The sequence below is a fragment of the Streptomyces sp. NPDC030222 genome, from assembly GCF_055573115.1.
The window spans coordinates 1-18,840 of the sequence record NZ_JBVICA010000009.1; the positions used below are offsets into that span (position 1 = coordinate 1).

The 18,840-nt window shown below is 70.2% G+C and carries 21 protein-coding genes and 1 tRNA gene; 13 read left to right on the plus strand and 9 right to left on the minus strand.

Annotation, left to right across the window (positions count from 1 at the left end):
* The 7 genes from ACZ4Z5_RS15210 to ACZ4Z5_RS15240 form a co-directional block, all read left to right on the plus strand.
* On the plus strand, positions 1–455 hold a 455-nt coding region (locus ACZ4Z5_RS15210; protein ID WP_468262086.1), incomplete at its 5' end, for a sugar phosphate nucleotidyltransferase.
* A gap of 4 nt (positions 456–459) precedes the next feature.
* Positions 460–1,788, plus strand: coding sequence for a molybdotransferase-like divisome protein Glp (glp, locus tag ACZ4Z5_RS15215; protein ID WP_468262089.1), 1,329 nt, complete (start codon positions 460–462; stop codon positions 1,786–1,788).
* A 265-nt stretch (positions 1,789–2,053) separates the two neighbouring features.
* On the plus strand, positions 2,054–2,566 hold the full coding sequence (gene moaC, locus ACZ4Z5_RS15220; protein ID WP_468262092.1) for a cyclic pyranopterin monophosphate synthase MoaC: 513 nt from the start codon (positions 2,054–2,056) through the stop codon (positions 2,564–2,566).
* A gap of 80 nt (positions 2,567–2,646) precedes the next feature.
* Complete coding sequence (locus ACZ4Z5_RS15225) at positions 2,647–3,228, plus strand: MogA/MoaB family molybdenum cofactor biosynthesis protein (RefSeq protein WP_468262617.1); 582 nt, start codon at positions 2,647–2,649, stop codon at positions 3,226–3,228.
* The gene (locus ACZ4Z5_RS15230) at positions 3,225–3,851 is read left to right on the plus strand and encodes a GNAT family N-acetyltransferase (protein WP_468262620.1); all 627 of its coding nucleotides are present in this window, start codon (positions 3,225–3,227) and stop codon (positions 3,849–3,851) included. The genes ACZ4Z5_RS15225 and ACZ4Z5_RS15230 overlap by 4 nt, the downstream gene beginning before the upstream one ends.
* Positions 3,852–3,990: 139 nt before the next feature.
* Positions 3,991–5,034, plus strand: coding sequence for a divisome protein SepX/GlpR (gene sepX / locus ACZ4Z5_RS15235; RefSeq protein WP_468262094.1), 1,044 nt, complete (start codon positions 3,991–3,993; stop codon positions 5,032–5,034).
* A gap of 85 nt (positions 5,035–5,119) precedes the next feature.
* Positions 5,120–5,193, plus strand: a tRNA-Ala gene (locus tag ACZ4Z5_RS15240).
* Between the two features lie 232 nt (positions 5,194–5,425).
* Here ACZ4Z5_RS15240 and ACZ4Z5_RS15245 read toward each other — a convergent pair.
* Together ACZ4Z5_RS15245 and ACZ4Z5_RS15250 are read right to left on the minus strand one after the other, a co-directional pair.
* The gene (locus ACZ4Z5_RS15245) at positions 5,426–7,159 is read right to left on the minus strand and encodes a hypothetical protein (RefSeq protein ID WP_468262097.1); all 1,734 of its coding nucleotides are present in this window, start codon (positions 7,157–7,159) and stop codon (positions 5,426–5,428) included.
* Positions 7,160–7,254: 95 nt separating this feature from the next.
* Complete coding sequence (locus ACZ4Z5_RS15250; protein WP_468262100.1) at positions 7,255–7,623, minus strand: hypothetical protein; 369 nt, start codon at positions 7,621–7,623, stop codon at positions 7,255–7,257.
* Positions 7,624–8,230: 607 nt separating this feature from the next.
* Here ACZ4Z5_RS15250 and ACZ4Z5_RS15255 point away from each other — a divergent pair.
* Entirely contained in the window at positions 8,231–8,548 is a 318-nt protein-coding gene (locus ACZ4Z5_RS15255) for a helix-turn-helix domain-containing protein (protein WP_468262103.1), read from the plus strand.
* Between the two features lie 204 nt (positions 8,549–8,752).
* Here ACZ4Z5_RS15255 and ACZ4Z5_RS15260 read toward each other — a convergent pair whose 3' ends face one another.
* Positions 8,753–9,313 (minus strand): hypothetical protein, encoded by a 561-nt coding sequence (locus ACZ4Z5_RS15260; protein WP_468262106.1) that lies wholly within the window; start codon positions 9,311–9,313, stop codon positions 8,753–8,755.
* A gap of 187 nt (positions 9,314–9,500) precedes the next feature.
* On the opposite strand from ACZ4Z5_RS15260, the gene ACZ4Z5_RS15265 reads away from it, so the two are divergent.
* Positions 9,501–9,860 (plus strand): hypothetical protein, encoded by a 360-nt coding sequence (locus ACZ4Z5_RS15265; protein ID WP_468262109.1) that lies wholly within the window; start codon positions 9,501–9,503, stop codon positions 9,858–9,860.
* Here the strand turns inward: ACZ4Z5_RS15265 and ACZ4Z5_RS15270 are convergent.
* The 5 genes from ACZ4Z5_RS15270 to ACZ4Z5_RS15290 form a co-directional block, all read right to left on the minus strand.
* Positions 9,849–10,373, minus strand: coding sequence for a S1 RNA-binding domain-containing protein (locus ACZ4Z5_RS15270; protein WP_468262112.1), 525 nt, complete (start codon positions 10,371–10,373; stop codon positions 9,849–9,851). The genes ACZ4Z5_RS15265 and ACZ4Z5_RS15270 overlap by 12 nt on opposite strands.
* 5 nt (positions 10,374–10,378) lie before the next feature.
* Complete coding sequence (locus ACZ4Z5_RS15275; RefSeq protein ID WP_468262115.1) at positions 10,379–10,933, minus strand: hypothetical protein; 555 nt, start codon at positions 10,931–10,933, stop codon at positions 10,379–10,381.
* 93 nt (positions 10,934–11,026) lie between these two features.
* The gene (locus tag ACZ4Z5_RS15280) at positions 11,027–11,515 is read right to left on the minus strand and encodes a DUF4265 domain-containing protein (protein WP_468262623.1); all 489 of its coding nucleotides are present in this window, start codon (positions 11,513–11,515) and stop codon (positions 11,027–11,029) included.
* Positions 11,516–11,573: 58 nt separating this feature from the next.
* On the minus strand, positions 11,574–12,179 hold the full coding sequence (locus tag ACZ4Z5_RS15285; RefSeq protein ID WP_468262118.1) for a DUF6461 domain-containing protein: 606 nt from the start codon (positions 12,177–12,179) through the stop codon (positions 11,574–11,576).
* A gap of 369 nt (positions 12,180–12,548) precedes the next feature.
* Positions 12,549–12,743 carry a hypothetical protein gene (locus tag ACZ4Z5_RS15290; RefSeq protein WP_468262120.1) on the minus strand — a complete coding sequence of 65 codons (195 nt, stop codon included), beginning with the start codon at positions 12,741–12,743 and terminating at the stop codon, positions 12,549–12,551.
* A gap of 327 nt (positions 12,744–13,070) precedes the next feature.
* On the opposite strand from ACZ4Z5_RS15290, the gene ACZ4Z5_RS15295 reads away from it, so the two are divergent.
* Together ACZ4Z5_RS15295 and uppS are read left to right on the plus strand one after the other, a co-directional pair.
* The gene (locus ACZ4Z5_RS15295; protein WP_468262123.1) at positions 13,071–13,370 is read left to right on the plus strand and encodes a hypothetical protein; all 300 of its coding nucleotides are present in this window, start codon (positions 13,071–13,073) and stop codon (positions 13,368–13,370) included.
* A 591-nt stretch (positions 13,371–13,961) separates the two neighbouring features.
* Positions 13,962–14,807, plus strand: a complete 846-nt coding sequence (gene uppS / locus ACZ4Z5_RS15300; RefSeq protein WP_468262126.1) for a polyprenyl diphosphate synthase — start codon at positions 13,962–13,964, stop codon at positions 14,805–14,807.
* 681 nt (positions 14,808–15,488) lie between these two features.
* On the opposite strand, the gene ACZ4Z5_RS15305 is transcribed toward uppS, so the two are convergent.
* Positions 15,489–15,776, minus strand: a complete 288-nt coding sequence (locus ACZ4Z5_RS15305; protein ID WP_468262129.1) for a hypothetical protein — start codon at positions 15,774–15,776, stop codon at positions 15,489–15,491.
* A gap of 713 nt (positions 15,777–16,489) precedes the next feature.
* On the opposite strand from ACZ4Z5_RS15305, the gene ACZ4Z5_RS15310 reads away from it, so the two are divergent.
* Positions 16,490–16,978: a cytochrome P450 gene (locus ACZ4Z5_RS15310; protein WP_468262131.1), complete on the plus strand. Its 489-nt coding sequence runs from the start codon at positions 16,490–16,492 to the stop codon at positions 16,976–16,978.
* Positions 16,975–18,051 carry a polyprenyl synthetase family protein gene (locus ACZ4Z5_RS15315; RefSeq protein ID WP_468262134.1) on the plus strand — a complete coding sequence of 359 codons (1,077 nt, stop codon included), beginning with the start codon at positions 16,975–16,977 and terminating at the stop codon, positions 18,049–18,051. The genes ACZ4Z5_RS15310 and ACZ4Z5_RS15315 overlap by 4 nt, the downstream gene beginning before the upstream one ends.
* Positions 18,052–18,840 lie beyond the last annotated feature (789 nt).

Here is an 18,840-nt window from a genome sequence, read left to right on the forward strand (position 1 = left end):
TGGAGGTCCAGGAGCGCGAGGGCGGCAGTGTGGTCGCGTTGATGGAGGTGGAGCCGTCGCAGATCCATTTGTACGGGTGTGCGGCGGTGGAGCCGGCGGGTGACGGGGATGTGGTGCGGGTCACCGGTCTGGTGGAGAAGCCGGAGGTGTCGGAGGCGCCGAGCAGTTATGCGGTGATCGGTCGGTATGTGCTGGATCCTGCGGTGTTCGGGATACTGCGGGAGACGGAGCCGGGTCGGGGTGGGGAGATCCAGCTGACGGATGCGCTGCAGAAGCTGGCCGCGGACGAGAAGCTCGGTGGGCCGGTGCACGGTGTGGTGTTCAAGGGTCGTCGGTACGACACGGGTGACCGGGGTGACTACCTCCGGGCGATCGTCCGGCTCGCCGCCGAACGCGAGGACCTCGGACCGGACTTCAAGGCCTGGCTCCGCCGTTACGTCGCCGAGGAGATGTAGCACTGTGAGCAGCGCGGAAGGGCCCGAGCCGGGCCGGGAGCGCCTCTGGACCGTCGACGAGCACATCGAGGACGTACTCGCCGCCGTCCGGCCGCTCGAACCCATCGAGCTCCAGCTGCTCGACGCCCAGGGCTGCGTCCTCGTCGAGGACGTCACGGTGCCGGTCTCCCTGCCGCCCTTCGACAACAGCTCCATGGACGGCTACGCGGTCCGCGCGGCCGATGTCGAGGGAGCGAGCCAGGAGGTCCCGGCCGTCCTCACCGTCATCGGTGACGTCGCCGCAGGCGCGGGCACCCTGCCCACCGTCGGACCCGGCCAGGCCGCCCGCATCATGACCGGCGCCCCGCTGCCGCCCGGCGCCGAGGCCGTCGTCCCCGTCGAGTGGACCGACGGTGGCACGGGCGGCGGAGCCGCCGCGGCCATGCGCGCCGCCAGCCAGTCCCCCGAGGGCGCCACCGGCGAGGTCAGGGTGTACCGCCCGGCCGAGGCCCGCGCTCATGTACGGGCGCGCGGCAGCGACGTGCAGGCCGGCGACCTCGCCCTGGAAGCGGGCACAGTCCTCGGGCCGCCGCAGATCGGGCTGCTCGCGGCCGTGGGGCGCGGCACCGTCCGCGTCCGGCCGCGCCCGCGCGTCGTCGTCGTGTCCACCGGCAGCGAACTGGTGCAGCCCGGCGAGCCCCTTGGCGAGGGGCAGATCCACGACTCCAACAGCTTCGCGCTCGCCGCCGCGGCCCGTGACGCGGGAGCCATCGCGTACCGGGTCGGCGCGGTGACCGACGAAGCCTCCGAGCTGCGCGCCGCCATCGAGGACCAGTTGATCCGTGCCGATCTGCTGGTCACCACCGGTGGCGTCAGCGTCGGCGCGTACGACGTCGTCAAGGAAGCCCTCTCGTCCGTGGGCGACGAGGACGAGCCGGGCGGCGGCATCGAGTTCCGCAAGCTCGCCATGCAGCCGGGCAAGCCCCAGGGCTTCGGCTCCATCGGCCCGGACCACACGCCACTGCTGGCCCTTCCCGGCAATCCCGTCTCCTCGTACGTGTCGTTCGAGCTGTTCGTCCGCCCCGCGATCCGGGCACTCATGGGGCTCGACGATCTGCACCGCCCGACGGCCATGGCCACCCTGGTCACCGACAAGCCGCTGTCCTCGCCCGCGGGACGACGCCAGTTCCTTCGGGGCCGGTACGACGCGCACGACGGCACGGTCACCCCGGTCGGCGGAGCCGGTTCGCACCTCGTCGCCGCCCTGGCGCACGCCGACGCCCTGATCGTCGTACCCGAGGACACCACAACGGTCGGCCCGGGGACGCAGGTCGAGGTCGTGCGGCTCGGCTGAGGGTCACTGCTTTCGGCGGCGGCGCAGTTTCACACCGACGCCGTTTCACTCCGGGGCCGGCTGCTTCCGCCGGAGCCGACCGCTCTCGCCGGGGCCGGAAGCCTTGGTCGGCGGCCTTCGCAAGGGTCGGCAGCCTTCGCCGGGGCCGGAAGCCTTCACAAGGGCCGGCGGCCGGTTCCGCCGGCTGCCCGTCGGTGGTCCTGCCCGGTCGGCGAGCCCCCGGTGGCGGTACCGTGTCAGCCCACGAGCACGGGAGCGCCACAGCATGACTGGTACTGCCCGGGGGGCGACCCCCGGATCCCCTGAACAGGGCAGGCTGACCCATATCGACGAGGCGGGCGCGGCCCGCATGGTCGACGTCTCCGGGAAGGACGTGACCACGCGCACCGCCCGGGCGAGCGGGCGCGTCCTGGTGTCGCCGCGTGTCGTCGAACTGCTCCGCGGCGAGGGCGTGCCCAAGGGGGACGCCCTCGCCACCGCGCGCATCGCGGGAATCATGGGCGCCAAGCGCACCCCCGACCTCATCCCGCTCTGTCATCCGCTGGCCGTCTCGGGGGTGAAGGTCGACCTGTCCGTCACCGACGAGGCCGTCGAGATCCTCGCGACCGTGAAGACCACGGACCGTACGGGGGTCGAGATGGAGGCCCTGACCGCGGTCTCGGTCGCGGCGCTCACGGTCGTCGACATGGTCAAGGCCGTGGACAAGGGCGCGGTCATCAGCGACGTTCGCGTCGAGGAGAAGACGGGCGGGAAGTCCGGGGACTGGAGCCGGTCGTGACCGCGCCGGTCACCGCCCGCGCGGGCCGGGTCGGCCGCCCCTCATCCGGACCCGGACAGGAGCAGCACCCCTTCCAGGGAGTGCCTGACGGGGGGGCGCAGGCCGGCGAGGAGGGCGCCGCGGAGCGGCCTTCCGCCGAAACGGAGCCCGGACCGGGCGGGGGCCCCGTCCACCGTGCGCTCGTCGTCACCGCGTCCAACCGAGCCGCCGCCGGTGTCTACGAGGACAAGGGCGGTCCGCTGCTCGTGGAGGGGCTGACCGCCCTCGGCTTCGCCGTCGACGGCCCGCGCGTCGTCCCCGACGGGGAGCCCGTCGAGCAGGCCCTGCGGGAGGGCGTGGCCGCGGCCTACGATGTCATCCTCACCACCGGCGGCACCGGCATCTCGCCGACCGACCGCACCCCCGAGGTCACCCGGAACGTTCTGGACTACGAGATTCCGGGTATCCCCGAGGCGATCCGGGCGTACGGCCTGGCGAAGGTCCCCACCGCCGCGCTCTCCCGCGGACTGGCGGGCGTCGCCGGCCGGACCCTGATCGTCAATCTGCCCGGCTCCACCGGCGGGGTGCGCGACGGCCTCGCCGTACTGGAGCGCATCCTGATCCACGCCGTCGACCAGATCCGCGGCGGCGACCACCCCCGACCCTCGGGGAGCCCACACTGAACGTTCCCTCCTGGCCGGTCGAGCTGGTGGACGGAGACGTCTGCCTCCGCCCGATAAAGCTGCGCGACCAGCGGGCCTGGCGCGAGGTCAACCGGCGCAACCGTGACTGGCTGCGCCCCTGGGAGGCCACGATCCCGCCGCCCGCGCCCGGCGGTCCCCTGGTGCAGCGGCCCACCTACCGGCAGATGGTGCGGCACCTCCGGGCCGAGGCGAACGCGGGCCGGATGCTGCCGTTCGTGATCGAGTTCCAGGGGCGGCTGGTCGGCCAGCTGACGGTCGCCGGCATCACCTGGGGGTCGATGTGCTCAGGGCACGTCGGCTACTGGGTCGACCGCGACGTGGCGGGCCGGGGCGTGATGCCCACGGCGGTCGCGCTCGCCGTCGACCACTGCTTCCGTACCGTCGGACTGCACCGGATCGAGGTGTGCATCCGCCCCGAGAACCGGCCGAGCCGGCGCGTGGTGGAGAAACTCGGATTCCGTGAGGAGGGGCTCCGCCCGCGCTATCTCCACATCGACGGGGCGTGGCGTGACCATCTCGTGTTCGCGCTCACCGCGGAGGAAGTCCCGGACGGGCTGCTGAACCGCTGGCACCGGGCCCGGCCCGGCACAGCCCACAAATAGAGCACCTATTCGAATTCATGTGCCTCGCGGGCTCGTCGATACGACGTGTCGGAAAAAAAGTCGGTGATATCAGCCAGATCGTGCGACACACCGGCCCAATTGGCGTATGGCGTCGCGCCGTCACCTCTACCGTGTGGGTGTGAGCAGCAGCGGCCTCATCTATGCAGTCATCGTCGGGGCCTGGGCCGCCTACTTGGTGCCGATGTGGCTCCGCAGGCAGGACGAGCTGAACGAGGCGCGTCCGACGGAACGCTTCAGCACCGCCATCCGGCTGCTGTCCGGCCGGGCGGCGATGGAGCGCCGTTATGCCAAGGAGCTGCGGGACCGCACCGCCGGTGAGGGCGAGCCCGAGGTCGACCCGGACGCGGTGACGGAACTCCTGAAGGAGTCCGTCGACGTCCGGGCCCTCGCCACGCCCCCGACCCGTACCGAACGCCCGGCACCGAACGCCGCGCCCCAGGGGGCCCGGACGGCGGGCCGCCCGTCCAAGGCATCCCTGGAACGGGCCCGGCGCTCCAAGGTGCTCGCGCGGCGGCGGCGCACCACGGTGTTGCTCTTCCTCGCCTTCACGGCCGGCGCGATCGTCGCCGCCGTCGGCGGGCTCGGCTTCCTCTGGGCGCCCGCGATGCCCGCCGTGCTGCTCAGCGCCTACATCGCCCATCTGCGGGTGCAGGAACGCCGCCGCTTCGTCTACGTCATGGACCGCCGACGCGCCGAGGCCGCCGCGGCCCGGCTGCGTGAGCGGCAGCCCCGCCGGCACCCCGCGCCCGCTCCCGCCGCGACCGACTCCGACGTCGAGCCCGAACAGGCCCGTCCGGAGCCCGAGCCGGCTCCCGCGGTCACCCCGCAGGAGGCGGGCCGGCGTGCGCTGGTCGAGCAGACCGACCACGCCGAGTGGATCGACCAGCAGCGCGACCGCGGACCGGCCCAGGGCGACAGCTGGGATCCCGTCCCGGTCCCGCTCCCCACGTACGTCACGGCCCCCGTCGCGCCCCGTGCCCCCGGCACGGCCGACCCGGGTACCCCCGACACCTGGAGCTCGGCGCGCTCCAGCACCGCCGACCCGGCGAACCCGGTCACCCCGGCACCCGCCCAGCCCCGCCGCCCCGGCGCGGCCCGCCGCCGCACACCCCTCTTCGACCAGTACGCCGACGAGGACCGGCCCCGCGCGGCCAACGAATGACTTGCCCCGCCGGCCTGCGACGGGGCCGGCGGGAATCGGATTTCCGAGCACCCTGATCGGGGTGCTAATGTTTCACCCGTTGCAAGGGCCTGTGGCGCAGTCCGGTAGCGCACCTCGTTCGCATCGAGGGGGTCAGGGGTTCGAATCCCCTCAGGTCCACAACCGACAGTTCTTGAGTAGCTCTCAAGGATCGTCACGAGATCCCGTTCAGCCGAAAGGCTGGGCGGGATCTCGGCGTTTCCGGGGTGTGTTCGAGGTGATGTCCGATTGCTCGGCCTGCCGCAGTCACTGATCAAGCTTCGGCCGGAGGGGATTGCCGTGGGTGGGTCGCATGGATCCGGCGCTTTCGGCCGCTTGTGGGCATGACGGAGCGCGGTCTGTGGTGCCGGTCTCAGATGTGGGTGTCGATCTTCGGCGCTCTCGGCGGTGGCAGGCCGGCCTGGGCGGGCGAGTGACCCTCGTGGCTGCTGGCGGTGCTGTTGTGGCCGACGCTGGTGAGGACGCTCGGGGTGCCGGTGGTCTGGTGCCAGCTGTGGAGGATGGCCAGGTTGACGGAGCAGATCATCAGGGCAAGCAGGAGAGTCTGCGCGACACGTCCGTGCGCGAGGCGTTTGGACGGGTCGGAGATGTCGATCCCGTGGGCCTTGGCGCGGCCGTTGAGTCCTTCGATGTTGGCGCGTTGGGGCCGGTAGATGTCCTGCCAGGTGGGGTGGAGGTAATGCCGGTCCTGGCGGAACTTGTCGATCATGCCGAGGTCGCCCGGCCGGACGGTGATCGTGGGCCGCTGGCAGATCCTGGGCAACTCGTTGTTGGGCGGAGGCCGCAGCCGTTCGGCCTGAGGGATCGGGACGGTCGGTTTGGCCGCGAGGTGCGCCTGAGTGGATCGCTGGTTGGTCAGGTCGACGACGACCGGCCTCTGATGCGGGATGCGGTGGACCTGGTTGTAGCGGGGGCAGGCGACAGCCGGAGAGGGTCCGGCGGCCGGGCACTGGTAGCGGACGGCGCCTTGCGGGTCGGCGGATTCCTTGACCTTCAGGAAGTACGGCTCCCGCTGGGCGATCTGGTCCTGCAGGGCGGGGTCCTGGGCGAGGTCGCGTACGGCCTCGTCGCCGAGTCCGGTCGTCGCGTGCGCGAGCGCATGGGGCATGGCGGGGCAGGCAAGCGAGCCGTCGATGAGGAGGGCTCCCGCATAGGTGCCCTGGACGCCTCGCTGGCTCTGCTTGTAGTCAAGGGCGAGTTGGTGGCCGAGTCGGCGGGCCGGGGCGGCGAAGTTCTCGGTCTGCTGGTCGGTGTAAGCGCGGTCGGCGGCCAGAAACCCGGTGGGGAACCCGATAGGGACGAGCCTGGTGAGACTGTGGATGGCATTCGGACCGATCCGTTTCCCGGGAGTGTCGAGGACGGCGCCGAGGGCGAGTTGCGGGTGCCGACTGACTCGCTTCCCTTCCAGGGGATGTCCTGCTGGGTGCCGCCGGGAAGCCGCGACCACCAGGGTGGCGGAGTGCCCGAAGATGCCGTCGCTGGAGCCGCCGCAGTGATGCCAGCCCGCCGTGATCTCGACCGACGACAGGTTCTTCCAGTCCGGGTGGGGCTGGTGCCATGCGGGGAACGGGGTCGTGTCGACACCGAGGTCGCCTCGCCAGCCGCGGAAGAGCCCGCGCTGGTGAGCGAGGCGGACAGTGACCAGGACCAGCCGGTCGCTGATCTCCTGCAGTACCCGGCGGCGGCGGACCTGCTCGACTCCTGCCCCCTCCTCCCAGGCCGCGACCACCTGCCGGGCCTCGACCGTGGGCAGACGGCGGCGGCGGTCGCAGCGATGGGGGTCCAGGGCGGTGGTGAGCCGGTCGAACACGCGGTAGACCCGGCGCGTGAACGCGTGCCGGCCGTGAACATCGACCGTGGCCGGGTCAGGGACCTCCAGCCACGCACGGGCTGGTGGTCGCAGTTGTCCGAGGAGGACCCGGCAGACATCGGCGAGGGTGGCGCTGCGGTGGTAGTGCAGGGACAGCAACACGCCGACCAGCACGGTGCGGACCGGCAGGCCCTTGGGCCCCGGTCGCTCGGCGAGTTCGAGGGCGATCAGATCGAGGGCCCCGGAGTTCTCCAGCAGGGCCAGAAGCTGCCCCACCTTGGAGTCCGGGATCTCTGCCGGAGCATCGGTGACCGGCCGGGGCCTGCTCCCTCTGATCCGTTCCGATTTCTGCCAGGGCCGGGGCCTTACGGTCATGCCTCCGGCCCGCGCAGGAGGCGGGCGGCAGTGGCGCGATCAAGAGGTGGCACGTGTTGTTGCCAGCGGGCCAGGGACGCGGCGGAAGCCAGGCCGGCGGCTTGGGCGATCAGATGGTGATCGATCCGCGCCGTCATCAGCTCGACGATCCACGTCGCTCGCGCCCTGCCAGCCGACACCATCGGCAGGCCGTCCGGAGGCCGGTGGTTGAGCGGCCAGGAGCCGATCAGGTTCTTGGAGTACTCGGTGGTGCGGCGAGGCCGGAACAGGTAGCCGCTGCCCATGTGATCTGCGATTTCCCCGAGGATCCCGTCCCAGGCGGCACGGGCGACGAGCGGAACCAGACGGTCGACGGATGTGTGCATCAGCGGACCGCCCGGACGCTGCCGCCGCAGATCCTGGCCTCGGCATGCCGCGATCTCCCGTGGCGTCAGTCCGAAGCCGGCACCGAGACCGAGGAGCGCGAGGGCATCGGTCTTCTGCTGACGAGGAAGATGTATGGCCCAGTGCCGCAAGCCTGCGAGCTCTGCACGACTGTAGGGCTGGTGCGGGCTGGTCTCTGCATGCATCCGGGCCGGGGCCGCTTCCCCGCGCTCGCAAGAGCCATGTCCGGTAGGTCCGCACCGACGACCCTTTGATGTCACCAGCGCGGGAGAGTACGAACGCGTCGATGACCTCGTTGCGCAACCAGTCGTTCGGATCGCGCTCCAGCCCAGCCGCCTCCGCCCACAGCGCCAGCCGCCCGGTGACGTGAAGCAGCCTCTCCACGTCGTAGGGCACGGCAGTCACCACGGCCGCGACCACCGACCGCACCAGCGGTGCAACGTCCACCCAGACCGGCGGAGCGTGCTTCGGCCGATACCGGGTGATCTTCGCCGAAGTCTCGGGATCAAGGACCACGGTCCATGCATACCGGCTGGACAAGCAGCCATTCCACAGCTGATCAACTTCAACAGACAAGGTGGTGCGCGCATGGTCGGCGGACGCGCCCGCGCACGCTCCCCCAGGGAGCTGACCGACGATCCGGAAGCCTGGCCCGAGCAGCCGAGCCCCGACGTGGCTGCCGAAGCGGTCCGTCGGATCGCCCGGAATCTCGCTGAGGCCCTGGACGAGCGGAGCTGGAGCCTGCGGACGGCGGCCGCCGGCTCCGGGGTCAACCGGCAGGCCATCGCCGACCTCCTCGCCGGGAAGTCCTGGCCGGACGTGGCCACCGTCGCCCGGCTCACCCACTTCACCAACACCGCCCTGTGGCCGGAGACCATCCAAACCGGGCAGAAAAGAACGCATTGAGCCTCGATCCACACCCGGGAACACCAAATGGCGACCGGGCATGCCAAAGTTCGCGGCTCCGCGTATCAAGGGGAGATTGCCTCTACTACCCTCGAACACGCGGGAGCCACCTGTCAGACGGGCGCTCACGCACCCGGCACCGCCGAGGGACTACCAATCGGCTCGGCGGTGCCATCGTTCGTGCCGCGCTCGCGCGGCTCCGGTTCACTCCCGGGCATCTCCCTGGTGCCGGTCACCAGCGTCGACGGGGGCGATGGCGAACCAGGCTGTCGGTTCGTGGACCAGCCTGCCCTCCCTCACCAGCGCCTTGAGCCGGGACCTTGTCGTCTCCACTCGGCGTCCATTGGAGGTGGCGGAGACGTCTTCACCGATTGCCGCGGCAATATCCTTGACGTGCATCGCCCGTCCAGCCCCCGCAAGCAGCACCAAGGCACGCTCACGGGTGACTTCCCGCTCCAGCGGGCCCGCAGGCACGTACCCGCCAGCAGTGGTCTCGTCAGCGCGGGGAGGGGGAACGCGAGAGCTGTGGTCCGGATCGGGTTGGCTGCTGGTGTCAGCGTCCCGCTGACCGTCTTCCGCGTCGTGCGCGGCGTACTCCGAGCCGCCCAGCGAAACGACCGTCTTCCGCGTGATCACCAGATCCGCCAGACGCCCCTCGAGAGCAGCGATCCTTCCGTGCAGAGCAGCCAACTCCCCACCCAGGACGGACAACTCGCTGCGGACAGCCGTCTCTTCCAGATCCAGACGCTCGAACAGTGACGCCATTCAGCCCGCCCTCGCCCTACCGACTCCGCGACCCCGACGACACTCGAAGCCCCAGCCAAACCTAGGACGGACTGCAACAAGATCGCAGAGGGTGACCGCAGCTGCCCCCAACCGATCGCACACGCTCATCTCGCGCCCATGCCGCATCGATGGGCGACAACTCTCGTCCGCGCCGTAGGCTCGGCGCATGCCGACCGACGACAGCCCGCAGAACACCGTCAAACACTGGCAGGACTGCACGGACGTATACGACTTCCTCGAGCAGATCCGCCTGCGGCCCAGCATGTGGCTTCCTGACGGCTCGCTGGACCACCTCCAGGACATGCTCCTCGGCTACCAGATCGCCGTCAGCGTGCATTCCGCCGATGAGACCTTCAGCTTTTGGAAGTTCAGCCAGTGGCTCAAGGAACGCCTCGGCGGCAGCAGCGCGTCGTACGGCTGGGCAGCAGACATCGACCGCAACACCCCTAACGACTCGACCCCGATCGCGGAGTTCTTCCGGCTGCTGGACCAGTACCGCCTCATGAGTGGCTCATCAGCGGTGTAGCGATAGCGAGACCCTGCGAAGCATGAAGTTGATATCGTTGATCTCAACGACGACTTCGTCGCCGACCTGCGGAAGCGAGGCGAGCCGGCTGGCGTCGTGATCGCTGAACTCTGACTCGTGGAGCAACCCCTCGATGCCTTCATGGACTTGGACGAAGACACCGAAGGGGACGACCTTGGTCACGCGGCCGGGAAGCACGCGGCCGAGGTGAGTGCGAGCGAAATCCTTGAAGGGATCGAGCTGCAACGCCTTCAAGGAAAGGGACATCCGGACCCTGTCCAGGTCGATGTCCAGGACCACCACCGTGACGTCCTGGCCCACCTCAACCACGTCCGTCAAGCGGTTGTAGTGGCGCCAGGACATCTCCGCCACGTTTACCAGGCCATCGACACACCCGCCGAGGTCCACGAACGCGCCGAAATTGACCAGGGAGGACACCACACCCCTGCGGACCTGGCCTCTCTGCAAAGTTCGAAGGAAAGCTCGGCCGGCCTCGCTGGTTGCGTCGTCCATGCCGCTTAGCCTCTCCCACGCGTCATCGTGGAGCCTTCGGCGTCCAGGACCAGCCGGTGCAGTTCTGTCGCAGAGGCAGGGGCGAGCCGGTAGACGCCCTGGAGGCTGACCGAGCGGATCAGCCTGCCTTCCTCGATGTACTTGAGCGTCCGTTCGCCGCGGCGCGAGGTGTAGGTCAACCGCTCCAAGAGGTCCGGCGGCACGGTCGTGTCGAACGAAAGCGGTGAGCCCGGCGGGCCGGTCACCACTTCGGTGACACAGCCGGCCTTCAACGGCCGCCAGTCCAGGAGCTTCGCGTAGTCGTCATCGTGGAGCAAAGCGCCCGCGTCCTCGTAGGGGATGATCGCGGACACCTCCATCGCGCCCAGCACGTGCAGCCGGGTGTTCTTGACCCGCACCGGGTAGATCCGATCACCGGGCTGCACGCCCGCCCGCTGGAAACTCGGCAGAGACTGGTGAGGTCCGCCGAACAACATCGTCAGCCGCTGGCCTGCGTAGCCGGATCGCTCAAGTTCACGGCACAGATCATTGGTCCACAGCGTCGTGTACGAGTTCGACATAGCAGGACCGTATCCGCGCCCGCTGACAGAGACCTTGATGGCTCCGAAACCGAAGCGCGAGTGGAGCGCGGTCCGGGTCGGCCTGCGCGGACCTCAGCCCGTGCTGGTGGCGTTCCAGGCGGCAGTGACACACCCTTCCTCCCAGTGCCACCATCCCTGGCTCTCGCCGTGCTCCAGGAGCTTTCGGATCCGCCGCAAATCCGCATGCGGAGGGACATCCAGGGCCACCATCCGGAACTGCTCGATCCCCTCGCCGGTCGTGCCGAGACGGTGAAAGACGTCCAGCACGCTCTGCCGGGCAGCCGCTGAACCGTCGTCCTTCAGCACGATCAGCCGAATCGTGCAGTTCTGAGACGGACGGACCGTCTCCCCGGCCCAGAGAACACCGTCGCCATCGAGCTCCACCTTGATGATGTCCTCGCTGGCCACTCCGCGTACGAACCAGGGCGTGTTGTCCAACCGCACCGTGCCGTCGCCGAGGTCCACCGCCCACAGACTCTCGACGCTCGCCGGCGGCCAGCCGTCCTCGTCTATGTCCATCCGGAAGTGGACCTTCACGTGGTCGTCACTGATGTTCGTCACCGCGCCATCATCCATGCCTCATCCATGGGCCCGGACGGGGGAGTGCGGACGGAGGATGTCACCGGATCCGGATGGTGGCGCAAACGAACGTCGTGTCCTGGAGCAGCGTCGGAGTGATGGCGACGCCGGTCAGGTGCTCTGCCAGAGCGAACGCTGCTGGCGAGGACAGATCCGTTTCCGGAGACTCCTCTTCGAGATGGAAGCCGATCCGCTCCATGACGTCGAGGAGTTCGTCGGGTGCGGTGCCCCATCGGTCTTCCGGGAACATGGGGTCGAAGCAGAGGCGCAAGACCTGGTCCTCTGCCCAGAGGAACGTGCCGACGGCGTTGATGTTGACGAAGTGAGAGACCCAGCTCGTCCCGGCGGAGGCCGGCAGGACTCGATCTTCGGTGACTCCGAGGTAGCCGTTGGGCTCGATCAGGAGCGTCCAGGCACCCGCAGTGGTCATGGCGACCAGCTGACGGTCGCCCTCCTCCAGGTCGTACTGGGCGAAAGCGGCGTCGACGACCGCGGCTATGCCCTGCAGCGGCGCCTCCGGTCGTCCTTCGAGCCGGGACATCAGGTCAGCAGGCGACAGGCCCCGTACCAGGGTGAAGCAGTATGCCTCGGCGATGTCTGGAAAGTCGTTCTCGAACCACGCGTAGTCCGCTCCGGTCTTCGTCATGCCGCCCATCCTTGCCGCTGCGTCTGACAGCGGCGGACCCGGCCGTCAGCGGGGTGGGAAACGATCTCCGCCGATTCGGGAAGCGATCTTCATGCGCCTCTGGAGTGCCTGGTCAGGGGCACTCGTGAACAGCCCACAACAGGGCCGTTCTTGAGTGAGCTCAGGTTCGGTTGACGAGATCCCGCCGATCGTCAAGATCGGTCGGGATCTTTGTCGTTTCCGGGGCCTGTTCGAGGGTGTTCGGGGTGGTGGATGGCGGCTGGCCGGGGCTGTGAGCGCGGTGGTCCTCCGGCGTACGGATGTATGGGCATCACGGCCGGCCCCGGGGTTCCTGGGCTGGCCGTGATGTGTAGTTGTTCCGCTGTGGGTTCATCCTGCGGGTGGGGGTGGCCGTCCGTTCGTCTCGGGCAGACGGGTGTCCGGTCCGGCCAGGGGCGGGACCGCTGTGTAGTAGTCGGTTTCGGTGAGGTGGGTTCCGGTGCGCTGGTAGAGCCAGGTCTCGAGGATGTCGAGGTTGCCGGCGGAGACCATGAGGGCGACCAGGAGGGTCTGAGGCGCCCGCACCGCGACGCGATCGTGGTCAGACCCAGCGGTAGTTGGAATCGCTGAGCCCGGGCAGGAGAGCGGCGCCGGCGTCGAGGTCGCATCACAGCGGCCGCCGAGAAGAAGCACGGCCGCTAGCGGTGTGGTCGATGCACACGGGCCGGACGGACGAGGTCATCACGCTGGCGGACTCGGGCGCTCCTGGCGTGTCCGGGTCAGCCGTACCGGCCGGGCCGAGGCGGCTGCGCTGTCGGAGGGCGAAGGCACCGGTGCCGCAGTGGAGCGCTACCTCATCCAGTTCTGGCCGGCCCCCGCATAAAGACCGGTAGCGCTGCGGCGGCAGCGGTCATGTGGCCCCCCCGCCTGGCGGGCGTCAGATCAGGCGACGATCCTGACGATGAAGCCGTCTTCCAGTCCGTTGATGATGCGGTTCTCGGCGTAGAAGCTCTTCAGGATCAGGCCGCCAGCCTGGTTGTCGTCACGGATGCCCGCTCCCTTGCCTCGGTGTGCGTCGCGAAAGGCCTCGGGCCGAAATATCGCGCGCGGGCGAAATGCTTCGGTTGCTTCGTCGATCGCCGTTCTGCTGAGGTTGAGAGGTCCGAATATCCCTTGCGGGAAAACATGTTCGAGGGAACCCGGGCAACCTGATGAAAGGACACCAGAGTTGACTTCTGCCGACGAGCGGCTCCCCGGTACGCGTCCCGAGCAGGGGCGTCAGTACGGACGTTCCGTGCGTCTGCGGTCGGTGCCGGCCGGTGTTGCCCTCGGCGACCAGTCGTACTGACGCTGGATTCGCGGGGGAGAAGCGCGGCGGCTGAGGGCAACGGAAACACCGGCAAGCCCGGTGGGGTCGGGCGCGAGGACTCCGGGCGGACTGCTCGAAGACGATGCAGCCCGGTGGGAGGGTCAAGTCCCCCCAACGTTCCTTCGGGAGGGTCCGGGCTGCCGGCTGTGCTCCGGCGGCGAGGCCGCGGTGCCCGGCTGGGACCGGGTGGCGCCGACCTCGCGTGAAGCCGCCGCCGCCAGGCTCAGGACAGAGTGACGACAAGCAGGTGGGACGGTCTGTCGCCACGGCATCACGGGTTCGAGGACCACACAGGAGAGAGCAGCTGTGCGAGTCCTGGACGCCGGCGATCCGTCAGGCAGTACCGGCGGTCCACCTGCCAGAACAAGGATGGGATCGCGGTCTGCATGAAATCCGAAGGCTCCCGGGGGACACGGGGCGCGGAGGGGACCTCCATGGAGGTCAGCCGCTTCCTACGCAACCCGATCACCGTCGGCCGGAGGGGACAGGAGGCGGACGGAACGCCCGTGCCGCGCAGCCTTCCTCCCATCACCACGCCCGAGGAGCCGCGGCGGCGTCGCGAGCCGGAGGCGCCCGCTCAGGTGCCCGAGCTGCGGCACCTGGCCCTCATCGTGGACGGCAATCGGACCTGGGCGAAGGCGCGCGGCCTGAGCACCATGGAAGGCCACCGGGCCGGCGGCAACAAGGTCCTTGAGGTTCTCGACTGGTGTGAGGACCACGGCATCCGGACCGTGACATTCTGGGCGCTGTCGGTGGCGAACCTGGACCGGCCGGCCGCGCAGCTGGACCCGCTGCTGGCGGTCATCGAGGACGGGATGAACTATCTCGCGGACGCCGACCGCTGGTCCGTCAATCCGATCGGCGCGTTCGACCTGCTTCCCCCACGTACCGCGCGGGCCATGCGAGCGGTGAAGGAACGGTCGGCGCAGTCCGCGGGGATGCGCGTCAACGTGGCCGTGGGGTACGGCGGGCGGCAGGAACTCGTGGACGCTGTCCGCCGATCCGTGGCCGAGCTGGCGGCACGAGGTCTCGGGGCCGAGGAGATCGCCGGGGCTCTGGACGAGCAGGCCATAGCGCGGCACCTGTACACGAGCGGGCAGCCGGATCCGGATCTGGTGATCCGGACCTCGGGTGCGCAACGCCTGTCCGGTTTCATGCCCTGGCAGGGCTTCCAGAGCGAGCTGTACTTCTGCTCCGCTCTGTGGCCGGATCTGACGCGCGATGACTTCGATGCCGCGCTCGAGTCCTACCGGCTGCGTTCACGTACCCGCGGAGTCTGAACGGTCCGCGCCCGGCGTCCTGCCGACTCGCCGGACCTGCTCGGCCCGCAGGGTGAGGAATGCGGGTCGGCCTGTCACCAGCGCATCGAGGCTCCGCCGGTACGGGATGGCCTTCTCGGGTCGTCCTGTACGGGCGGGGCCTTGCTGCGTTGTCGGTCTGCTGCCGGATGCCGAGGGGGCGTCCGGTGCTGCCCGGCGTCGGCGTCGGACGGGGAGCCGGGCGTTCCTGCGTCCGGTCCACCTGGTGCGGGGGTGGGGGCTACTGGTCGGGGGGTTGTTGCGGCGTGGTGCCGGCCGTGTTGGTGGAGGCACCGCGGTCGCCGCCGGTGCCGCTCCGGCTGAGGGCGGGTCGGCGAAGGCGTCTTCCCGGTGGAACCGGCTCAGGGCGACCGGATCGCGCTGATTGTCGCGCGTGTCCACGTGTGTCGGCGATCGGGTCTTCGCTGTGGGCGGCGGTGTCGTCGGTGGTCGAGGTCGCGATGCGTCCCGGCTTCGCCTCCGGGGTGCTTCGCCGTCCATGGCCGCCCGGCGTGCCGGACCTCGCCGGGTACTGCCCTTGGGCCTGGTCGGGGTACCCGCGGTGAGGGTCTTGGGGGGGCGGGTCGGACGCCCTGATGCCCGATGGGGCCGGGTCCGGGTTCTGTGGTGAGTCGGAGGGGTCCGCGGCCCCGCCGGAGCCGCTCACGCCCACTTCACGCCGTGCTGGGCGAGCTGTGGCAGCTGCCCCGGGGTGAGCTTCGCGCGGCGGGTCGGCCCGCAACACCCGGGCTTCGCCTCCGCCGCGGCCTTCGCGGCCGCCGGCTCAAGGTCCGGCTCGATGCGGATCGCCGTGAGCAGATCCTGCTGGTCGGCTTCCAGGCCAGGGCAGCCGGCCCGCTGCGCCACGACCCAGCGGCCGAGCTGCTCGCCCTCGAACACCGTGTCCTCGGGCAGCTGCGCCCAGTCGACGCGGCCGCCGGGGCCAGCCACCACTGCCTGGTGTCAGGGATCCTCCGGACTGGGTGGTGAGTCCAGGTCCGGCTCTGCGGTGTCGACCGGCTACAGGGGTGGCTACCGACAGATTTGGTCCAGGTTCGGAAGTTTCGGTTGTCATGATGATCTTCCACTGTTGGCCTTGAACCGGTTTCGCCGGAGAACCGGCGAAGCGTCAACAGACGGGAAGAAGCATGAGTTCTCGTAGCGAGCAGCCCATCACCGAGCCCGCCCCGCAGGCCCGCTGCGCCCCGCGCTCGTAGCACGGGGCTCATGGCCGCGAGCGGCGCTCACGCCCTTCTCGGCAGCATGGCCGCCGCCACCGCGCAGGAAGCCGGAGAGGGCGCGGACGATCGGAACACCGGCGGAGTCTCGCCCCTCGGCCAGGCTGGCAGGCACGTCACTGATCTTGGGCGCTCCACCCGATGGGGACTGTCGGGGCCGCGGCAAACCGGCCCCGCCGCTTCCGGACCGGAGCCCGCAGCGGCGACCCACCGTGCGGCGGTCGCCGGGTCGGCTGTGGGCGAACTGCTTGAACTGCAGGCGGCCGTCAACGTCGAGACGGTCGCTCGCACGCTTGGATCGGCCGTGGCGACATCACGTGAAGGTGCCGCCACCGGCGGCCTCAGGACGTATCGACAACAGGAAGGTGGGACGGTATGCCGCCAGGACACTACGGATTCGAGGACCACACAGGAGAGCAACTGCGTGTGTCGGAAGTACCGGCGATCCGCCAGGCCGCCACTCGAAGACTTGCCGGCCGGAACAACATCAAGATCGCGGTCTGGAACTCCGTGACGGTCGGCCGTCTCCTCCGCACCCCGATCATCGCGGGCTTGAAGGCGCACGAGGACGGCACGCTCGTGCCGACCGGTCACCCCTCCATCGTCGACCCGGACCGCTGGCTGCCCGAGCGGGCCAAGGACGTCCCGCGCGGAGCGAGGGTCCCGTTCAGCGCGGGCAGCCGCACGTGCATCGGCGACGTCTTCGGCCGGGCCGAGACCACCCTCACGCTGGCCACGATCGCCGCCCGCTGGAAGCTGCGGCCTGTGCCCGGCGCCGAGCCGCACACCGCGGTTCCGAAGGCCTCCCACGGCACAGGCCCGTATCCGATGGTGCCGACACCCCGACCGATACCCCGACCGGCACCGCAGCACCCGGCGGAGCCCGGCCGGCGGCAGGCGGGAGGCGCGGCATGACCGAGCACCTGCACCGGACGGCCCTGACCCGCCCCACCGCGCTCGAGTCCATGGAACGCTGCCGGGAACTGGTCGACCCGGCCCTGCGCAGGACCGTCCACGGGCTCCACCGCGACGTCCGCGACGTGGCAGCGTACGCGTTCGGCTGGTGCGACCTCGACGGGACACCGCGCGCGGCCGGCGGCGGGAAAGGCCTGCGACCCGCCCTCGCCCTGCTGACGGCCGAGGCCGTGGGAGGTCGGCCCGAGGCGGCCGTGGCCGGTGCCGTGGCCGTCGAACTCGTGCACGTGTTCTCTCTGTTGCACGACGACATCATGGACGGCGACGAGCAGCGAAGACACCGGGAAACCGCGTGGAAGGCGTTCGGGGTGGGGCGAGCGCTGCTGGCCGGAGACGCCCTGTTGGCCCTCGCGCTGGCAGCCCTGACCGAGAACGTCGGCCGCCTGCCCCCGAACGCCGTCACCGCCGCGACCGCGCTGCTGGCGGACACCCTTGTCGAGCTGGTCAACGGACAGGCGGCCGACGCCGCCTTCGAACTGCGGCCGTGGACCGGACCCCGAGCAGTCACGGTCCACGAGTACACCAGCATGGCGGCGGGCAAGACCGGGGCCCTGCTGGGCTGCGCGGCGGGGCTCGGCGCCCTGCTGGCCGGCGCTCCCGCGCCGACGGTGGCCGCCATGACCCGGATGGGCCGCGACCTCGGCACCGCCTTCCAGGCCGTGGACGACCTGCTGGGGATCTGGGGTGACCCCGCCGTGACGGGCAAGCCCGTCTTCAATGACCTGCGGCGGCGCAAGAAGACCCTCCCGCTGATCCACGCACTGTCCGCTGGCGCGCTCGGACAGGAGATCGCCGAGCTGTTGGACCGCCCCCTGGACACCGCGGATGCCGAGTGGACCCTGCACCGGACCGCCGCCCTGATCCGGAAGGCCGACGGTGACACCCAGACCGCCGCTCAGGCCCGGCGCGACCTCGACCGCGCCGTGGCGGCGCTCGGCACCGTGACCACGCACCCCGGTGCCACCGCGGACCTCGTCGCGCTCGCCGAGTTCGTCGCCGACCGCCGCCACTGAGTTCCCCGCCAGCAGGTGCGCCACACCCCCCGACCGCAAGGAGAGCACCCCATGACGGCCGTCGCTCCCGGCTCACCCCCGAGCTGACCTTCCATCTGACAGCGCGGGGACCCGACTGGACCCTGCGCGTCGGGCTGGAAGGCCCGGTCGGGCTGAACCACCTCGACCAGATCACCGTGCTGGTGCGGGATGAGCCCGGCGTCGACCACCATTTGACGCCGGCCACCACCGAAAGCGAGCGCGCCGAGCAGGGCCAGGACCTCCGGCTCAAGGCCGTGTGCAAGCTCGCCGGCTACCAGGGACAGCAGCACTTCGGACCGTTCGTTCCGGCCGAGGCCGTCGAACCGTTCGATGCCCTGAAATCCCGCCTGACTCATCGAGTTTGGCGGGATCTCCGGTTTCTGGGCCTTGAAGCGGACGCAGCTCCTCACGCTCCGCCAGGCTCAACGGGCCCTTACCGCCCGCACCCGAGGCCGCCGCTGCTCGGGGCCCGCGACCCGCTTGCGAAGCGACTCCGGCCCGACACCCGGCCCTGCGCCACCGACGAGGCCCGCCGGCCACTCGCCTCCACCAGCGCCACCGCGTCCCGACTGAACTCCCCCGAGCACTTCGCAGTACCCATGAGGACATCCTCTCCACGAACCCGAAGACCTGCTTCGCGGAGGAAGCCCATCCCATCCGATCGGCCACGTCCAGGGCAGGGCAAGGCAGACAATCTGCCGCTCGCCGCCGTCGGTCGGGATCGGCTCGCGCCAGAAGCCTTTTCCTCTTTTGACAGATGCTTCGCCC

Excerpts from the sequence above, each read along its gene's own strand:
- moaC (WP_468262092.1), top strand. The coding sequence starts at position 2,054 with ATGACTGGTACTGCCCGGGGGGCGACCCCCGGATCCCCTGAACAGGGC.
- ACZ4Z5_RS15250 (WP_468262100.1), bottom strand. The coding sequence starts at position 7,623 with ATGCACACATCCGTCGACCGTCTGGTTCCGCTCGTCGCCCGTGCCGCC.
- ACZ4Z5_RS15255 (WP_468262103.1), top strand. The coding sequence starts at position 8,231 with ATGGTCGGCGGACGCGCCCGCGCACGCTCCCCCAGGGAGCTGACCGAC.
- ACZ4Z5_RS15260 (WP_468262106.1), bottom strand. The coding sequence starts at position 9,313 with ATGGCGTCACTGTTCGAGCGTCTGGATCTGGAAGAGACGGCTGTCCGC.
- ACZ4Z5_RS15265 (WP_468262109.1), top strand. The coding sequence starts at position 9,501 with ATGCCGACCGACGACAGCCCGCAGAACACCGTCAAACACTGGCAGGAC.
- ACZ4Z5_RS15270 (WP_468262112.1), bottom strand. The coding sequence starts at position 10,373 with ATGGACGACGCAACCAGCGAGGCCGGCCGAGCTTTCCTTCGAACTTTG.
- ACZ4Z5_RS15275 (WP_468262115.1), bottom strand. The coding sequence starts at position 10,933 with ATGTCGAACTCGTACACGACGCTGTGGACCAATGATCTGTGCCGTGAA.
- ACZ4Z5_RS15285 (WP_468262118.1), bottom strand. The coding sequence starts at position 12,179 with ATGACGAAGACCGGAGCGGACTACGCGTGGTTCGAGAACGACTTTCCA.
- ACZ4Z5_RS15295 (WP_468262123.1), top strand. The coding sequence starts at position 13,071 with ATGTGGCCCCCCCGCCTGGCGGGCGTCAGATCAGGCGACGATCCTGAC.
- uppS (WP_468262126.1), top strand. The coding sequence starts at position 13,962 with ATGGAGGTCAGCCGCTTCCTACGCAACCCGATCACCGTCGGCCGGAGG.
- ACZ4Z5_RS15315 (WP_468262134.1), top strand. The coding sequence starts at position 16,975 with ATGACCGAGCACCTGCACCGGACGGCCCTGACCCGCCCCACCGCGCTC.